Here is a 15,726-nt window from a genome sequence, read left to right as displayed (position 1 = left end):
TCCCTCACTGCTTCTTCGGGTTGTGGGTGGTCTCCTTCACGGGAAGGTCGACCTTCATGGGGCCGGCCTTCTCGAAGTGCAGTTCCACGGACACGGTCTCGCCCTGCTTGGGCTGCTGCTTGAGCTTCATGAACATGATGTGGTTTCCACCGCGTTCCAGATCCAGCTCACCGCCCGCGGGTACGTCGAAGGACGTCACCATGCGCATGGCCTGGTTCTTCGTCTCGTGGATCGTGACGTCGTCCGAGAGCGGACTGGTGACCGAGGTGAGGCGGTCGGAGCTGCCGCCGTCGTTCCGCACGACGAGGAAGGCCGCTGCCATGTCGTTGACGGGCTGCGGCATGAACGCGCCCATGACCTTCAGCTCCGGTGCGTCCGAGGACGAACACCCCGCCAGCGTCAGCCCCGTGGAGAGGGCCAGGACGCCGGCGAGGGCCGAACGGCGGTTCACGGCTTCTCCCCCTTGACGATCTTGGGGAGGTCCTTGGTGTAGTCGTCGGGCGTCGTGTCCTCGCTGTACAGCACGTAACCCTGGTCCGTCTTCGGGGAGAAGGCGATGACCTGGGAGCCGTGCATCGAGACGACCGTGCCGTCCTTCTCCTTCTTCGGAGCGTCGATACCGATGCCGATCTGCCGGGCGCCCGCCTGGATGGTCGGGAAGTCGCCGGTGAGACCGATGAAGGACGGGTCCTGGGACTTGAGCCAGGAGCCCAGCGAGGCCGGGGTGTCCCGCTCGGGGTCGGTGGTGACGAAGACGACCTGGAGCTTCTCCTGGTCGGCCTTGGGGAGCGACTTCTTGGCGATCGCGATGTTGCTCATGATGAGCGGGCAGACGTCGGGGCAGTTGGTGTAGCCGAAGTAGATGAGCGTCGGCTTGCCCTTGGTCTGCTCGCGCAGGTCGTACTTCTTGCCGTGGGTGTCGGTCAGGACGAGATTCGGCTTGGTGAACGGCTGGTCGAGCACCGTCGCGGCCTGCGTCTTCGCCTCGACCGACACGTCGGCGATGGGCTTCTTGCTGTCGTTGTCACTGCCGCCGCAGGCGGACAGGGTGAGCGCGGCCGCGGCGACGAGCGCCGCGGCCAGCACAGACTTCTTAACCATGGAGCACTGTTCCTGATGGGTCGGTGGAGCGGGTGGGACTGGCGGGTGGGACGGGTGCGTGGGACGGGTACATGGGTGCTCAGGCCGTACGGCGACGGCCGGCCAGGACGCCGAAGGCGACGCCCGCGACGCCGATGACGATGCCCACGATGCCGAGCACACGGGCCGTGGTGTCACTGGAGGAGGACGCCGAAGCCGTCGTCTGCTCGTCCTTCGCGTGGTCGTCCGTGGTGGCGTTCTTGTCGGCGGAGTCCGAGCCGGAGGCGGCGGTGGCGCCGTGCGCGTCCTCGGCGGCCGCGGTCAGCTTGAGGACCGGAGCGGGGCTCTCGGGCTCCTCCGCGCCGTCCTTCTGCTCCTCGATCCAGCGCACGACCTCCTTGTTGTCGTACGTCTGGATCGCCTTGAACACCAGCTGGTCGGCGTCCTCCGGGAGCTGGCCGACCGAGAGCGGGAACTGCTGGAAGCGGCCGGGCTCGATCTTGCCGCCGTCCGCGGTCCAGGTGACCTTGGAGACGGCCTCGTTGATCTTCTTGCCGTGCATGTCCAGCGGCTTGGCCAGCTTGCTGGTGGTCACCTTGATGTCCCAGCCGGGCACGGGCTGCGGCATGACGGACGCCAGCGGGTGGTCGGTGGGGAAGTTGACTTCGAGCTTGGTCGTCGAGGCGTCGTCGCGCTCGTTGGGGACCTTGAAGTTGATGACGGCGTAACCGCCCTTGGCGGCCTCGCCCTGCGGCTGGACGCTGACGTGGGCCGAGGCCGTACCGGCGAGGATCAGCACGGTGGACGCGGCGACGCCGCCGGCGAGGGCGATGCGGGAAACGTTCATGGCAGGGATCACTCCACAGATGCACGAAGGAAGGGTGCTCCGGCGCGCGGGTGCGCGACGGGGTCGCGACACCTCTTCCTCACGAACGGCGTGCGTACGAGAACCCGTACCGGCACCGCGGGGGTGCGTGGCAGGGTCGCGCGGGCATCGCGTGGAGGGCGTCGCGTCAGGCTGCGAGGGTGAATACGGAGGGCGGCCCGCGCCTGATCACCATGTGCTGCAAGGGATCCCCGGTGGCCGGGGCCGGTGCGTCCACGGCGGTACGGGAGATACGCGGCCCGGTCGTCGGCCCGCCGGGAAGCCCCGCGCGCAGCGCGGCCACGAGGACGAGCGCGGCGCGCAACGCCCGCAGCCGCGCCCCGGCCGCCACCTGCTGGGCGCCGTGGACCGACAGCCGGGCGAGGCGGAACAGGGCGACCTCGCCGCGTCGCAGCAGCCAGCCGGCGGCCAGCGCGGCCAGCAGGTGGCCGAGCACCATGGGAAGGTCCGGCAGCATGCCGGCGAGGCCGGCCGTACCCGTGGAAGGGGTGGCCGCCAGGTGCTGATGGGCCTGTCCGGTCACCGACGCCGGATCGATGCCCGCGGTGGTGACGATGCGGTGGGCGTCGGCGGCGTTCAGCCGGTCGGGCCCGGCACCGCAGACGAGGTTCGCCGCGAACCGGATCAGCGCGTCCTCGCCGGCCGGTACCCGGGGCGAGGCGGTGTGCGTACCCACGCCGAAGAGGGTGTGCAGGACGAGCTGTCCGCCGGCCAGGGCGCCGGCGATGGACGGCAGCGAGCGTTCGCGTCCGGCGAGCGGGGCCGTCACCGCGAGGATCCCGAGGAATCCGGCGAGCAGCGTCCACCAGGGGACCGTCGCGCAGGCGGCCAGCGCGTGCCCGGCTGCGGACAACGCGACACAGACCGCGGCGAACACCGCGGCCCTCAGCAGCCGCATACCGGCTCCGGCGCGTCCCACAGACGTAGTCATGGCCGAGACATCATCCCACTGCACCCCCCGTCCCCGTACGGCAGGTCCGGAAGGTCGTCTTCCGCCCGAATACACGGGAGCCGGGCCGTTCGGACCGGTTACTGACGGGGCAGAACGGTTCTATGGGCCGGGGATGCACAGGTGTGGCGAATACGGGTATCCGCCGAATGAGCGGTCTCACACCCCGCCCGTGCTTACGAACGGTCTCGGGCGGCAATACGTATCGGTATGTCGAGCCGCAGCCAGGAGGCTGGAGCATGAGCATCTGGTGGTCACTCCATTTGCGGCGCGAAGCTGCGAGCGTTCCGCTCGCCCGACGGTTCCTGCTCGGCACGATGGAATCAGCGGGCGTGGACCCGGACATCTCCTTCGACCTGTCGCTCGCCCTGAGCGAGGCCTGTGCCAACGCCGTCGAGCACGGCGGGTCACAGACAGACCGGGGCGAGGGAGCGGAGACCTGGGAAGCCTGGGAGGAGCCGTCCGGTACTGCCTCTGGGCAGTACCGGGTCACCGCGTATCTGGACGGCGAGAAATGCCGTATCGAAGTCGCCGATTCCGGACCGGGGTTCCCCGCGAGGCGCGCACTTCGCACCGCCGCACAGCAGCACGAGGCAGAGCAGCACGACGCACAGCAGCACGACGCACAGCAGCCGTACGCATCCAAGCAGCAGTACCCGCCGCAGTACGCCGAGCACCCGCCGCTCACCGCCGAGGACGGGCGGGGGCTGTGCCTCATCGAGCAGCTCGCCGATCACGTCCACTTCGGCAACCGGCCGGGGCGCGGCGGGGCGGTGGTGAGCTTCGACAAGGTCCTGAAATGGCGGGAGGGCGCCCTGCTCATGGTCTCCTGAGCAGGGCGCCCTCCGGCGCGCGGTAGCGGGGCGGGCGGTCAGCCCTTGAGCCGGGCCATCCACGCCTCGACCTCGTCGGCCTGCCGCGGCAGCTTGTCCGAGAGGTTCCGGTTGCCGTCCTCGGTGACGAGGATGTCGTCCTCGATCCGGACGCCGATGCCGCGGTACTCCTCGGGCACGGTCAGGTCGTCGGCCTGGAAGTAGAGACCGGGCTCCACGGTGAGGCAGACTCCGGGCTCCAGCGTCCCGTCGACGTACGACTCGGTCCGCGCGGCGGCGCAGTCGTGGACGTCCATGCCGAGCATGTGACCGGTGCCGTGCAGGGTCCAGCGGCGCTGCAGCCCCAGCTCCAGGACCTCGTCCACGGTCCGGTCGCCGAGCAGACCCCACTCCACGAGCTTCTCGGTGAGCACGCGCTGCGCGGCGTCGTGGAAGTCGCGGAAGCCCGCGCCGGGCTTCACCGCGGCGATGCCGGCCTCCTGCGCCTCGTACACCGCGTCGTAGATCTTCCGCTGCAGCGGCGTGAACGTGCCGTTGATGGGAAGCGTGCGGGTCACGTCGGCGGTGTAGAGGTCGTTGGTCTCCACGCCGGCGTCGAGCAGCAGCAGTTCGCCCGAGCGCACCGCGCCGTCGTTGCGCACCCAGTGCAGGGTGGTGGCGTGCGGGCCGGCGGCGCAGATCGAGCCGTAGCCGATGTCGTTGCCCTCGATGCGGGCACGGAGGAAGAACGTTCCTTCGATGTAGCGCTCGCTCGTCGCCTCAGCCTTGTCGAGGACCTTCACGACGTCCTCGAAGCCGCGCGCGGTGATGTCGCAGGCCTTCTGCAGCTCCGCGATCTCGAAGGCGTCCTTGACCAGGCGTGCCTCGGAGACGAAGACGCGCAGTTCCTCGTCGCGCTCCGCGGTGACCTTGTCGGTGAGCGCGGCCTCGATGCCGGCGTCGTGACCACGGACGTTACGGACCGGGCCGGTGGCCTCGGCCAGCGCGGCGGGCAGTTCGCGGACGTCCTTCGCCGGAATGCCGAGCAGCTTCTCGGCCTCGGTCAGGGAGTGACGGCGGCCGACCCACAGCTCGCCCTGGCCGTCGAGCCAGAACTCGCCGTTCTCCCGGTCGGAGCGCGGCAGCAGGTAGACGGTCGCCTCGTGGCCGTCGTCCGTCGGCTCCAGGACGAGGACGCCGTCCTGGGTCTGGTCGCCGGTGAGGTACGCGTACTCGGTGGAGGCGCGGAAGGCGTACTCGGTGTCATTGGACCGGGTCTTCAGCCGGCCAGCCGGAATGACCAGCCGCTCGCCCGGGAAGCGTGCCGAGAGCGCGGCGCGGCGGTCGGCGGTGTGCGCGGCCTGGGCGATCGGCTCCAGACCGTGCAGCTCGGTGTCGGCCCAACCGGACTTCATGTTCGCGGCGAGCTCGTCGGAGACGCCCGGGTACAGGCCGTTCTTCCGCTGCTTGACCGGCTCTGCCTCTTCGGTCTCCGGGTTCTCCGGGGTGAGCTCCTCAGACACGACTTGTCTCTCCTTGATACGACACTGGACCCCCTCCATCGTACGGGCGTACGGAAGGGGGCCCAGGGCCGGAAGACCTCTTACACAGGGTGGCCCGCCGCTACGGGCGGGCGCGCGGCCGGCTCAGTCGAAACGTGCCGCGAGCAGGACCACGTCCTCGGTGTCGTCGCCCCGGTCGATCCCGTCGGGCAGGACCGTGCGCACCACATGGTCGGCGACCGATCCGGCGTCGTGGCGCAGCGCCTTCGGGACGCTCGCCGCGGCGGAGTGGAGCCGCGCGAACGCCCGGTCCGTCGAGTCACCGGCGCGGCGCAGCAGACCGTCGGTGTACAGCAGGACCGTCTCGCCGGGAGCCGGGACGATCTCCACGCTCGGCGCCTCCCAGCACGCGAGCATGCCCAGGGGGGCGGAGAGGGTCGTCTCGACGAACTCGGTGCGCCGGTCGCCGACGATCAGCGGCGGGGTGTGCCCGGCACCGGCCAGCAGGATCTTGCGGCGGGCGGGCTCGCAGTAGGCGAAGAGCGCGGTCGCGGAACGGGCCGGTTCGGTCAGCCGCATCAGGAGTTCGAGATCGGAGAGTACGGCGACCGGGTCCTCGCCCTCCATCACCGCGTACGCCCGCAGGCCGGCGCGCAGCCGGCCCATGGCGGCCAGGGCGCCGGGTCCGGAGCCGCCGACCGAGCCCACCGAGAGGCCGAGCGCTCCTTCCGGCAGCGCCAGCGCGTCGTACCAGTCGCTGCCGCTCTGCGGCGCGGCGTGATGGCGTACGGCCAGCTGTACGCCGGGGACGCGTGGCAGCCGGCTGGGCAGGAGCTCCTCGGCGATGGTGGCGACGTCGGTCCTGGCCCGTTCCAGTTCCAGCAGCCGGGCCAGGTGTTCGGCGGCGTACCCGGCGTAGAGGCCGACGAGGTGGCGCTGACGTTCGAGCGGCTCGGCGGGTTCGTCGTAGAGCCAGACTGCGGCGGCGAGCCGTCCGGTCCGCTCGGTGGTGATCGGCAGTGCGTAACTGGCGGCGTAGCCCAGGCGGGCGGCGACCTCGCGCCTGCGGGGGTCCAGGCTGGTGTCGCCGAGCAGATCGGGGGTGGTCAGCGGGCCGTCTGCGTTCGGCAGACCTTCCAGGATGCGCCCGTAGGAGGTGGCACTGCGCGGAACCGTCTCGATCTGGCCGAGCTCCGCGTGGGCCAGCCCGAGACCGATGGTGGTGACGGGGCCGCGGCGGTCGGACGGTTCGAAGGCGATCAGTCCGCGACGGGCGCCGACCAGTGCGGCCCCGGCATCGAGCAGCTCGTGCAGGGCGTCGTCGAGGGTGTTGGTTCTGGCCAGCCGTTCGGTGAGCTCGTGCAGCGTGGTGAGGTCGGAGACCCAGCCCGCCAGACGGTCCTGGATGAAGGCGCCGGGCGCGGCGGGCATCTCGGAGAGCGGCCCGGCAGTGTGCGCCGAAACCGGAACTGTGGGATCGATTCCAGCCACTTTCGGCAGGTGTGGGGCGCTCATGGTCGCCGGCTTTCCGACTGGTTTGTTTCGTCGAATAGCATCGCAAACCCCCATGTCATTCTGCGCCGCTATCAGTGCATCCACATGTACACGCACAAGTAAGGCGATGTCCAGCATTGTCCCCACGGGATTTGTGGTGTCCGAGGGGTGAGTAACTTGGCCAAAAAATGCACCCTGCGGCTGTCATTTGCGGTCGACTGAGGTTGCTCGACCGGGGGTTGCCCCCGGGTGAAGTGCCGGGGGAGCGTCATTCCGGGCATGCTGGGTACGTAAATCGGTAGATGGCCAGAGGTGGTTCCGACCGCCTCCGGAACCTGGCAGCGGGCCCGGACGTCCTCACCTGTGACGGCCACCCCCCACCCCCGAGTGGCGGGGTCGTACGACGGACGGCAGGCGCGATACGCGCCCTGCACCTCGCGACATTCTCGACTGGAACCGGCTCGATTCGGCTCAGCACAGCTCAGGCTCGGTACCGACGACCAACCCGTACCGCAGGCTCGACGGGCATGTACACACAGTGAAGATCCGCACACGTGTTGTGACGCGCGCGTGGTGTGATGTGGACTCTCGGCGTTCAACGGAAAGGAACGAGCGCTCATGCGCGAGATCCTCGGAAGGCGACGCAGGCTCCGGCTCGGACGCAGGGCCGGGACCGCCCGGCTCGACGCGGCCCTGACCTGTGCCACCGCATGGCAGTGGCCCGTGCTCCCGGGGGTGGGCCTCCAGGCGGCCGACGGCCGTGGCGAGCGCGGTCGCGGCTGCGCCTGCCCCGACCCCGAGTGCGCCGTTCCCGGCGCGCACCCCTTCGACCCCGGACTGCTCGCCGCGACCACCGATGCCCGGATGGTGCGCTGGTGGTGGACGAACCGGCCCACCGCGCCGCTCCTGCTGGCCACCGGCGGGCGTGCGCCGTGTGCACTGAGCCTGCCGGCGGTGGCCGGTGCCCGGGCGCTGGCGGAACTCGACCGGATGGGCATGCGGCTGGGCCCCGTGGTGGCGACGCCGACCCGGTGGTCCCTGTTGGTCGCTCCGTACACGCTCGAACGGCTCGGTGAACTGCTGCACGCGCAGGACTGGGTGCCCAGTTCGCTGCGGTTCCACGGCGAGGGCGGCTATCTCGTCCTTCCGCCGTCGGGGATCGGCACGGGGCAGGTGCGCTGGGAGCGGGCCCCGGAGCGGGTGTCCCGGCCGGGCTCCGGTGGCGGGGCGCCGGTCCGGGCGGTGGCGTCGCCGTGGCTGCCGGACGTGGGGGCGCTGCTGGACGCGCTGGTCGAGGCGAGCAACAGCGCTCCGGACGGGGGAAGCCGGCTCGCGTACTGAGCTGCGGGGTGGCGGGTGGCGGTGCTTGTTCGTGCGCCTCGCCGCCCGCTTCTTCAGCGGCCTCTCCGCTCGCTTCTCTGTCCGCTTCTCCACCCGCTTCTCTGCCCGCTTCACCACCGGCCTCTCGGTCCGCTTCTCCGCCCGACGTCATTACCGAGCGCTGTCGGATCACTGGCCTATCACTTCCGGGTGAGGTGATCGGCAGGGCCCGTTTCGGTCATTCCGTGCGGGCTGTTTCGGTCATGCAAAGTCTGCCGGTGCAAAGTCCGCCGGTGGTCTGCTTTCTGATGCGCTTTCCGAAAACCGTTCGATCCCTCTTCGAAGATCTCTTCGGGGCTGTTTCGCGGAGAAAACGGAAAGGGGAGCAGCAGGTGACTTCTGTCCGATTCCTAGCGGTCCGGTGATCCTGCGGACCCGCTGTCGACGGGGATCCAACAAGGCGTCCACGGCGGTGGGTTGACGCCGGGCCACGTGGAAGACACCTCCGGGCCGTCGAAGAGCGGCCGAGGCAAGGTGCGGGGCGGTCGAGGAAGCCGGGGGCGCGACCGGTGTCTGTGCAGGGCCTGTGCGCGGTTCGCGCGCCGAGTGGTGCGCCGGAGTGCGCTGGGCCCGGGCATGAGGATGCCCGATCGCTGGCGACGGGGGATGCACCAGCGACCGGGCTTCTAGAACGGTAACAAGAGATCTGCCGTTCGCAAATTCGATCTCGCGTATTCGGACAGCGATTTACCTGTGAGTACGGTGAGTTGTGACGGGCGTCACCGTACGGTCCGGGCGATGGTCACTGTCAGCTGAGGGTCACTTGGCGGTTGGTGAGCCCGCCACGTGCCCGACGCTCCTCGGCGGTGAGCGGCGCATCCGAAGCGAGCGCCGTCGCGAGCCGCTCCGCGAACGCGACGGCGGGTTTCTCGCAGTCCTCGGCACCCATCGAGCTCGGCAGGTCCCAGACCGGGACCATCAGGCCGTGCGCGCGGAAGGAGCCGACCAGCCGGGTGCCCTCGCCGAGCGAGGAGGTGCCGGCGGCGTGCAGCCGGGCGAGCGCGTCCAGGAGCCGCTCCTCGGGGTGCGGCATGACCCAGCGCAGGTGGTTCTTCTCCGGCGTCTCGCACCAGTAGGCGGCGTCCACCCCGGAAAGCAGGACGGTCGGGAGCGCCGCGTCGTTGGCGCGCTCCAGAGACGCGGACACCTCCGCCGTGGCGTTCTCCGCGTCGGGCACCCAGAACTCGAAGCCCGAGTGGACGACGGGTGCGAACGGGGCGTCGGCGTCCAGGAGGTCCTGGAGCCGGGGCCCTTCGGCCGGTACGCGCCGGGCGGCGACGGGCGAGCCGGGCTCGGCCTCCAGCGCCCGCTGGAGCGTGTCGGCGAGGTCGCGGCTCAGGTCGCCGGAAGAGGTGTCGTTCTGCAGGGCGAGCAGGACCGAACCGTCGTCGCGCCGCAGTGCGGGCCACGCCATGGGGAGGACGGTCGCGAGCGTCACCGACGGCACGCCCTCGGGCAGTCCGCCCTTCAGGGTCAGTTCGACCGTGGCCGCGGGCACCAGCTCGCGCAGCGCGACCCAGTCGCATTCGCCGGCCAGGCCCTCGAAGGGGCGCTGGACGAGTTCGGCCACGGCCTGGGCGGCTGCGCGGCCGTGACAGGCCTTGTAACGGCGGCCCGAACCGCACGGGCAGGGCTCGCGAGCCCCGACCACCGGGATCTCGCCGTCGTCAAGCTGCTGCTTCCCGGCCTTGGTCTGAGGGCGCTTCTTCGCCATGGTGGGCTTTCTCCCGATTGCGACAGTGCGGTCTGGGCCGCGAGCCTAGCCGTCCGTGCGCCGTACGGGGCACCGCCGACCCGGCAGCAGGCTCGCCGGCGACGGCTCTCCCGGGTTGCCGCTCCCGGCTTTCCGCTCTCCCGGCTGCCGGGTTCCGGTTCCCCGGCCTGCCGGTTTCCGGGCCCCCGGCCTTCCGTGCTCCCGTGCCACCACCGCGGTGCGCCGCCCCGGTTCAGCCCACGTCGTCGAACGCGCCGGCGAAGTCCAGCCCGTCGAGACCCGCGGCACCGTTCACCCCCGAGCCGCGGCCCGAGGGGCCTGTCGTGCCGGGGCTCCGTCCGTTGCTTTTCGCGTTGCCCCGTGCGGCAGGCCCTTCGTCGGCAGGGCCGTGGCCCTCGTTGACCAGCACCCAGACCGTGACCTCGCCGGACGAGTCGTCCCGCACGCCCCACTCCTCGGCGAGCGCACTGATGATGTTGAGCCCGCGACCGCCGCGAGCGGTCACCGAAGGAGTGGCCGGAACCGGCCGCGTCGGGCCGCCTCCGTCCGTCACCTCGACGGTCAGCCCGCCCGTTCTGTCGACGCGCCACGCGGCGCGCACATCGCCGTCCCCCACATCGGTGTGCCGGCCCAGTGGCCTGCCGTGCCGGCAGGCGTTGCTGAGCAGTTCGGAAAGAATCAATACAGCATCGTCGACGACCGAATCCGACACCCCGTGGTTGCGCAACTGCTCACGCATCCGGTGCCGTGCCTGACCCACGCCCGCAGGGCCATGGGGTACGGCCATGCTCGACGACGTGGGCACTTCCTGTGCCACCACCAACGCCACCCCCGAGACCTCCTTTGCCCCACGCCACGGAGTGGATGCCCCCCTGGGCTGGACCGGAAACCGGCCAATGGCCCGCGAGTGACGCACTCGTAACGATCGGGTACGGGGCGAATGCGCCGGTGTACTCCCTGTGACCGACAGTGCGGGGGTGCCTCCCCGGTTGTTCCCCCGGCCGGCGCTCCCCGCCGGCGCCCCCGGACGACGCTCTCGCTACGCGCGCCCCAGCTGGGCCAGAACCTGCTTCGGACGGTTCGTGATGATCGCCTCGACCCCGAGCCGGATGCAGAGCTCGACGTCCTCCGGTTCGTTGACCGTCCAGACGTGCGCCCGATGACCGGCGCGGTGCAGGCGGTCGATGTAGCCCGGGTGGCTGCGTACGATCCGCATCCCCGGCCCGGCGATCCGGGCCCCGGCCGGCAGCCGTCCGTCACGCAGCCGAGGCGAGACGAACTGCATCAGGTAGACGGTGGGCAGCTGGGGTGCGGCGTCCTGGATGCGGTGCAGCGAGCGGGCCGAGAAACTCATGATGCGGACCGGCGACGGGGCGTCGGTCGGCGGCGCGTCGAGCTCGAATCGCTTCAGCAGGTGCAGCAGCCGTTCCTCGACCTGGCCCGCCCAGCGCGTCGGGTGCTTGGTCTCGATGGCCAACTGCAGGTGCCGGCCGGAGGCCCTGGTCTCGACGAGGAGCTCGAGGAGCCGTTCCAGGGTGAGCACGGAGGTGAGCTCGCCGGGTACCGGGTCCCAGTCCGGGGACTCCGCCTCCTCGCGGTCCTTCCACGAGCCGAAGTCGAGGGCCGCGAGTGCGTTGAGCTCCAGGGCGGAGACCGCGCCCCGCCCGTTGGACGTGCGGTTCACCCGTCGGTCGTGTACGCATACGAGATGGCCGTCGGCCGTGAGCCGTACGTCGCACTCCAGGGCGTCGGCCCCGTCCTCGATCGCCTTCCGGTACGCGGCCAGGGTGTGCTCGGGAGCGTCGTCGGACGCGCCCCGGTGTGCGATGACCTGGATGGGATGCTGGCTGGGGCGCTGCGGCCGTGCTTGGGTCACCCGCGCCATGGTGTCACCGGGAGACCACGGACGCGTACATCTGAGGACGTGTGACCGTTTTGTCCGATGTAAGGGGCCGTGCGCAGATGCACAGCTCCTGCTTACAGTGGCCTGACGTGCCGTGGGAAAAGCTGACTCCAGACACGTACACAGCGGATCTCTTGCCGAATGATGATGTGGAACCGAGGAGTAAAGAGCTGTGAGCACAGAGAACGAGGGCAACGAGGGCAACGCGGCCGAGGCCGCCCCGTCCGTTCCGTCCGCACCTCCAGTGCCGGCCGACGCTCCCCAGGGGCTCCCCGGGAGCGCGCCCGACGCCCCGCCGCACCCGGACGCGACGACCACACAGCACCAGCCGGCCTCCCCTGCCCAGGACCCGGCGACCGCACAGCACCAGCCGGCCTCTCCCGCCCAGGACCCGGCGACCGCACAGCACCAGCCGGCCTCTCCCGCCCAGGACCCGGCGACCACACCCATGGCCCCGGTTCCGCCGGCCGCGCCGCAGTACGCGCCCCCGGCCGCACCGCAGTCCGCGGCCGATGCCGGCTGGCCCCCGCCCCCGCCTGCGGTCCCGTCGTACGCCCACGGGGCGCAGGGCGGCGGCCCCGTGTGGGGCGCGCCCGCCCAGCCGCAGGCACCCGATGCGCCGCGCAAGCGGGGCGCGGGCGGCATGGTGGCCGCGGTGGTCGTGGCGGCACTCGTCGCGGGTGGAGTCGGCGGAGCCCTCGGATTCTGGGCCGCCGACAGCAACAACGGCTCCGGCTCGTCCGGTTCGACCACGGTCGCCGCGTCGGGCACCCCCCAGGACCTCAAGCGGGACCCGGGCACGGTCGCGGGCGTCGCGGCCAAGGCGCTCCCCAGCGTGGTCACGATCGACGCGCAGGGCGGTGACGGCGAGGGTGGTACGGGCACCGGCTTCGTGTACGACAAGGAAGGCCACATCCTCACGAACAACCACGTGGTGGCCTCCGCGGCGGACAGCGGCCAGCTCACGGCGACGTTCTCCAACGGCAAGAAGTACGACGCCGAGGTGGTCGGCCGGGCCCAGGGCTACGACGTGGCCGTCCTGAAGCTCAAGAACCCGCCGCAGGGGCTCACGCCGCTGCCGCTGGGCAACTCGGACCAGGTGGCGGTCGGCGATTCGACGATCGCGATCGGTGCCCCGTTCGGTCTGTCCAACACGGTCACCACGGGCATCATCAGCGCGAAGAACCGCCCGGTCGCCTCCGGTGACGGATCCGGAGGCAGCAACTCGTACATGAGCGCGCTGCAGACCGACGCCTCGATCAACCCGGGCAACTCCGGCGGCCCGCTGCTGAGTGCCGGCGGCGCGGTCATCGGCATCAACTCCGCGATCCAGTCGGCCGGAAGCACCGGCCAGAGCCAGGCGGGGTCCATCGGTCTCGGCTTCGCGATCCCGATCAACCAGGCGAAGAACGTCGCCCAGCAGCTGATCAAGACCGGCCAGCCGGTCTACCCGGTCATCGGCGCCACGGTGACGATGGACGAGAAGACCGGCGGTGCGGTCATCTCGGACCAGGGCGCCGGTGGCACGGAAGCGGTCACGAAGGACGGTCCCGCGGCCCGGGCCGGACTCCGGGCGGGCGACGTCATCACGAAGTTCAACGACACCGTCGTCGACAGTGGCCCGACCCTGATCGGTGAGATCTGGACCCACAAGCCGGGTGACAAGGTGACGCTGACGTACAAGCGCGACGGCAAGACGTCGACGGTGGAAGTCACCCTGGGCGAGCGCAAGGGCGACAGCTGACCGGCTAGGCTGTCCTCCGCGTCGAAACCGGTCCTCACCGGCTGCTGACGCGGGGTGGGTTGCCCGAGCGGCCTAAGGGAACGGTCTTGAAAACCGTCGTGGCAGCGATGTCACCGTGGGTTCAAATCCCACACCCACCGCCAGGTCAGAGAAACAGCAGGTCACAGGGCGGGTCTCCGGTTCGGAGGCCCGCCCTGTGCGTGTGCTGCGGGCGCCCGCGGCAGGTGTTGGCCGGCGTGTACGGGCATGAACGGGCCGGATCATCCGCCCCGGCCGACTCACTCGTCCCAGCCGGTCTCAGCAGCCCATCGCTCGGCCGCGGCCATCAGGACCTCCGTGGCAGGGGCCTTGCTCGTCGACCGACCTCATCCGCACCTGCACATCGATGCAGTCCTTGGCAGGCAGTCCCGGTACCGAGGTGGATCCCTCGTGATCGATGCCGATCACGAGGCCGCCCAGCGCAGCGCGCAGTGTGCCGGCCAGCGACTCGAACTCCACCGGCCACTGGGGCCGGTAGTCGGCCCCGACCAGGGGGCTGTACTCATCGGGAAACGGCATGGCGCCAGACGCTACATCCTGTCCGGACGGTTCTGCGGGTCGGCGGTACTCATCGTGGGGGCTCGCAGCGGGTGTGGGTGAGGCGGGCGGCGGAGGCGATGGTGGCCCGGGCCTCGTGTTCGGGGAGACCGGTGCCGACGGCTGCCCGGGTGAGGGCGTCGGCCAGCGCGTCGCCGAAGCCGTGTTCGTAGGCGCGGCAGGCCGCCCAGAAGAGCCGGGTGTTGCGCTGGCCCTCGTCCGCGGCCAGGACGAACTGGACCAGTCCGCGGCCCTGGTCGGGATGGCCGTGGCCGGAATGGGATCCGGCGGTATGGCCGTGGTGGTGACGCGCGCGGGCGGGAGGCGTCAACAGGTGGAGCAGGGCGCTCGGGCAGGGCGCGGGCGGGAGGCTGCCGGTGCCGGGGACGAGGCGGTAGGTGCCGTGGGCGGTGACCGAGCCGGGGCCGACGAGGTAGCCGCCGGAGCCGCGGATGTCGATGCCGGGGGCGAGGCGGCCGGCGGAGTTCGGTACGACCACGCCGGGTGGGCCGGACAGCCAGAGGTGGCGGCCGCCGCTGGGGGTGAGCACTGTGACGGTCGGCGGGAGGGTGAACAGGTGGTGCAGGGCCAGCTGTCGCAGGGACGCCACAGAGTCGGTCCGGCCGTCGGAGTCGATGTCGAGATCGATGCCGATGAGGTGGTGCGGGGCGCGTCCGCAGGCGATGCCGTAACCAGTGGCCCAGGGGGCGGCGGCGAAGAGGGCGCGGACCGCGGTGGGGTCGGTGGTGGCGTCGTGGACTCCGTGTCCCGGACGGCCGCAGGCGCCCCGGCAGCCGGACGAGGGGTGCTCGTCGCGGTGCGGGGAGCGCAGGGCGGGGAGCTTGGTGGCGGACAGCGGGATGACGGGGAGCCCGTGCTCGGCGGCGGAGAGCGCGTGGGCCAGGGCCAGGGTGGCGGTTCGCCGGTTGATGGTGGCCATGGTTCTATGTTCGTACGGATGTTCGAATAAGGGAAGGGGCGGGGGTGAGGTGGCGGGCGGGACCCGGTGGCGGAACGCTTCTTCTCCCGTGGGGCGCGGGCTCGCGTCATGGGCTGCACTGACCTGGGAGTTTGTGTGATTCGGGGTTTATCTTCGCTTCCTCATGCTTGCGAGGGAATCGGATCGTGTGGGTGGTTCGCCGGTGCGGTGCTGGGCAGCTTTGATCTCGCGACGTCGTGACCATCGCCGGGCGGTCGGCCAACCGGCCCGGTTTCAGCCTTACTTTCGGTTCCTGGAGGAATAGACATGGCAAGCATCCGTACCGCTCGTGCCCTCGCCGTTGTTGCCGCCCTGCCTCTTGCCGCCGTTCTCTTCAGTGGCGTGGCCCAGGCCGACAACGGCTCGTTCGCGAACGACGGATCGAACGCGGGGGTGGCCACGATCAGCGGCAGCGGGGTCGGTGGGGACAACTTCGGCAACTCGTCCACCTCGCAGCAGCAGGCCACCGGAGCCGGGGCATCGAACCAGAGCAACTCCGCCCAGGTGAACGGTTCGGCGTTCACCGACATCGACCAGTCCACGCACAACCTGGCGGTGAACTTCACCAATCTCTGGTGACCCGGTGTTTGGGCGCGTCAGGGTCCGTACGGCAGGCGAGCCATATCCAGTCCGCGCTCTGCGCGTTGCTGGTGAAGATCTTCTGCCCGTCGATGACCCAGGAGTCGCCGTCACGGACGGCCCGGGTG

At 70.7% G+C, this 15,726-nt stretch carries 15 protein-coding genes, 1 tRNA gene and 1 pseudogene; 5 read left to right on the top strand and 12 right to left on the bottom strand.

What is annotated here, in order from left to right; translation table 11 throughout:
* Positions 1–4 precede the first annotated feature (4 nt).
* The 4 genes from EAO72_RS25840 to EAO72_RS25825 form a co-directional block, all read right to left on the bottom strand.
* Positions 5–451 (bottom strand): copper chaperone PCu(A)C, encoded by a 447-nt coding sequence (locus EAO72_RS25840; protein WP_148019595.1) that lies wholly within the window; start codon positions 449–451, stop codon positions 5–7.
* Positions 448–1,101: an SCO family protein gene (locus EAO72_RS25835; RefSeq protein WP_148019594.1), complete on the bottom strand. Its 654-nt coding sequence runs from the start codon at positions 1,099–1,101 to the stop codon at positions 448–450. Before EAO72_RS25835 ends, EAO72_RS25840 begins: the two co-directional genes overlap by 4 nt.
* Positions 1,102–1,180: 79 nt before the next feature.
* Entirely contained in the window at positions 1,181–1,927 is a 747-nt protein-coding gene (locus tag EAO72_RS25830; RefSeq protein ID WP_148019593.1) for a YcnI family copper-binding membrane protein, read from the bottom strand.
* 166 nt (positions 1,928–2,093) lie between these two features.
* Positions 2,094–2,897: a hypothetical protein gene (locus EAO72_RS25825; RefSeq protein ID WP_187285212.1), complete on the bottom strand. Its 804-nt coding sequence runs from the start codon at positions 2,895–2,897 to the stop codon at positions 2,094–2,096.
* A 257-nt stretch (positions 2,898–3,154) separates the two neighbouring features.
* Between EAO72_RS25825 and EAO72_RS25820 the strand changes: the two genes are divergently transcribed.
* Positions 3,155–3,748 carry an ATP-binding protein gene (locus EAO72_RS25820; RefSeq protein ID WP_148019592.1) on the top strand — a complete coding sequence of 198 codons (594 nt, stop codon included), beginning with the start codon at positions 3,155–3,157 and terminating at the stop codon, positions 3,746–3,748.
* A 38-nt stretch (positions 3,749–3,786) separates the two neighbouring features.
* Here EAO72_RS25820 and EAO72_RS25815 read toward each other — a convergent pair whose 3' ends face one another.
* Positions 3,787–5,250 (bottom strand): aminopeptidase P family protein, encoded by a 1,464-nt coding sequence (locus EAO72_RS25815; protein ID WP_148019591.1) that lies wholly within the window; start codon positions 5,248–5,250, stop codon positions 3,787–3,789.
* 123 nt (positions 5,251–5,373) lie between these two features.
* Entirely contained in the window at positions 5,374–6,861 is a 1,488-nt protein-coding gene (locus EAO72_RS25810; RefSeq protein ID WP_187285394.1) for a PP2C family protein-serine/threonine phosphatase, read from the bottom strand.
* Between the two features lie 480 nt (positions 6,862–7,341).
* On the opposite strand from EAO72_RS25810, the gene EAO72_RS25805 reads away from it, so the two are divergent.
* Complete coding sequence (locus EAO72_RS25805; RefSeq protein WP_148019589.1) at positions 7,342–8,064, top strand: bifunctional DNA primase/polymerase; 723 nt, start codon at positions 7,342–7,344, stop codon at positions 8,062–8,064.
* A gap of 787 nt (positions 8,065–8,851) precedes the next feature.
* Here EAO72_RS25805 and EAO72_RS25800 read toward each other — a convergent pair.
* The 3 genes from EAO72_RS25800 to EAO72_RS25790 all read right to left on the bottom strand — a co-directional run bounded on the left by EAO72_RS25800 (position 8,852) and on the right by EAO72_RS25790 (position 11,702).
* On the bottom strand, positions 8,852–9,817 hold the full coding sequence (locus EAO72_RS25800; protein ID WP_148019588.1) for a DUF5926 family protein: 966 nt from the start codon (positions 9,815–9,817) through the stop codon (positions 8,852–8,854).
* Between the two features lie 232 nt (positions 9,818–10,049).
* Positions 10,050–10,733, bottom strand: a complete 684-nt coding sequence (locus EAO72_RS25795; protein ID WP_148019587.1) for an ATP-binding protein — start codon at positions 10,731–10,733, stop codon at positions 10,050–10,052.
* Positions 10,734–10,856: 123 nt separating this feature from the next.
* The gene (locus EAO72_RS25790; RefSeq protein ID WP_148019586.1) at positions 10,857–11,702 is read right to left on the bottom strand and encodes a glycerophosphodiester phosphodiesterase family protein; all 846 of its coding nucleotides are present in this window, start codon (positions 11,700–11,702) and stop codon (positions 10,857–10,859) included.
* Between the two features lie 190 nt (positions 11,703–11,892).
* Here EAO72_RS25790 and EAO72_RS25785 point away from each other — a divergent pair, with 190 nt between their 5' ends.
* A complete protein-coding gene (locus tag EAO72_RS25785; protein ID WP_148019585.1) occupies positions 11,893–13,464 on the top strand; it encodes a S1C family serine protease in 1,572 nt (523 codons plus the stop codon).
* Positions 13,465–13,517: 53 nt separating this feature from the next.
* A tRNA-Ser gene (locus EAO72_RS25780) sits at positions 13,518–13,607 on the top strand.
* Positions 13,608–13,761: 154 nt separating this feature from the next.
* Here the strand turns inward: EAO72_RS25780 and EAO72_RS25775 are convergent.
* Both EAO72_RS25775 and EAO72_RS25770 read right to left on the bottom strand, forming a co-directional pair.
* Positions 13,762–14,022, bottom strand: coding sequence for a GrpB family protein (locus tag EAO72_RS25775; protein ID WP_261991638.1), 261 nt, complete (start codon positions 14,020–14,022; stop codon positions 13,762–13,764).
* A gap of 49 nt (positions 14,023–14,071) precedes the next feature.
* Entirely contained in the window at positions 14,072–14,980 is a 909-nt protein-coding gene (locus EAO72_RS25770; RefSeq protein WP_148019584.1) for a bifunctional DNA primase/polymerase, read from the bottom strand.
* 306 nt (positions 14,981–15,286) lie between these two features.
* Here EAO72_RS25770 and EAO72_RS25765 point away from each other — a divergent pair, with 306 nt between their 5' ends.
* A complete protein-coding gene (locus EAO72_RS25765; protein WP_148019583.1) occupies positions 15,287–15,598 on the top strand; it encodes a hypothetical protein in 312 nt (103 codons plus the stop codon).
* Position 15,599: 1 nt separating this feature from the next.
* On the opposite strand, the pseudogene EAO72_RS43335 reads toward EAO72_RS25765, so the two are convergent.
* Positions 15,600–15,726: pseudogene (locus EAO72_RS43335) on the bottom strand (acyl-CoA dehydrogenase); the annotation flags it as partial.

This window comes from Streptomyces sp. OR43 (assembly GCF_008042275.1).
GTDB lineage: Bacteria > Actinomycetota > Actinomycetes > Streptomycetales > Streptomycetaceae > Streptomyces.
The sequence above is the reverse complement of the archived record's forward strand: the minus strand, read 5'-3'. Positions and strand labels throughout refer to the sequence as shown.

Excerpts from the sequence above, each read along its gene's own strand:
- EAO72_RS25810 (WP_187285394.1), bottom strand. The coding sequence starts at position 6,861 with ATGCTGGACATCGCCTTACTTGTGCGTGTACATGTGGATGCACTGATA.
- EAO72_RS25770 (WP_148019584.1), bottom strand. The coding sequence starts at position 14,980 with ATGGCCACCATCAACCGGCGAACCGCCACCCTGGCCCTGGCCCACGCG.
- EAO72_RS25775 (WP_261991638.1), bottom strand. The coding sequence starts at position 14,022 with ATGCCGTTTCCCGATGAGTACAGCCCCCTGGTCGGGGCCGACTACCGG.
- EAO72_RS25805 (WP_148019589.1), top strand. The coding sequence starts at position 7,342 with ATGCGCGAGATCCTCGGAAGGCGACGCAGGCTCCGGCTCGGACGCAGG.
- EAO72_RS25800 (WP_148019588.1), bottom strand. The coding sequence starts at position 9,817 with ATGGCGAAGAAGCGCCCTCAGACCAAGGCCGGGAAGCAGCAGCTTGAC.
- EAO72_RS25765 (WP_148019583.1), top strand. The coding sequence starts at position 15,287 with ATGGCAAGCATCCGTACCGCTCGTGCCCTCGCCGTTGTTGCCGCCCTG.
- EAO72_RS25830 (WP_148019593.1), bottom strand. The coding sequence starts at position 1,927 with ATGAACGTTTCCCGCATCGCCCTCGCCGGCGGCGTCGCCGCGTCCACC.
- EAO72_RS25790 (WP_148019586.1), bottom strand. The coding sequence starts at position 11,702 with ATGGCGCGGGTGACCCAAGCACGGCCGCAGCGCCCCAGCCAGCATCCC.
- EAO72_RS25825 (WP_187285212.1), bottom strand. The coding sequence starts at position 2,897 with ATGACTACGTCTGTGGGACGCGCCGGAGCCGGTATGCGGCTGCTGAGG.
- EAO72_RS25820 (WP_148019592.1), top strand. The coding sequence starts at position 3,155 with ATGAGCATCTGGTGGTCACTCCATTTGCGGCGCGAAGCTGCGAGCGTT.
- EAO72_RS25835 (WP_148019594.1), bottom strand. The coding sequence starts at position 1,101 with ATGGTTAAGAAGTCTGTGCTGGCCGCGGCGCTCGTCGCCGCGGCCGCG.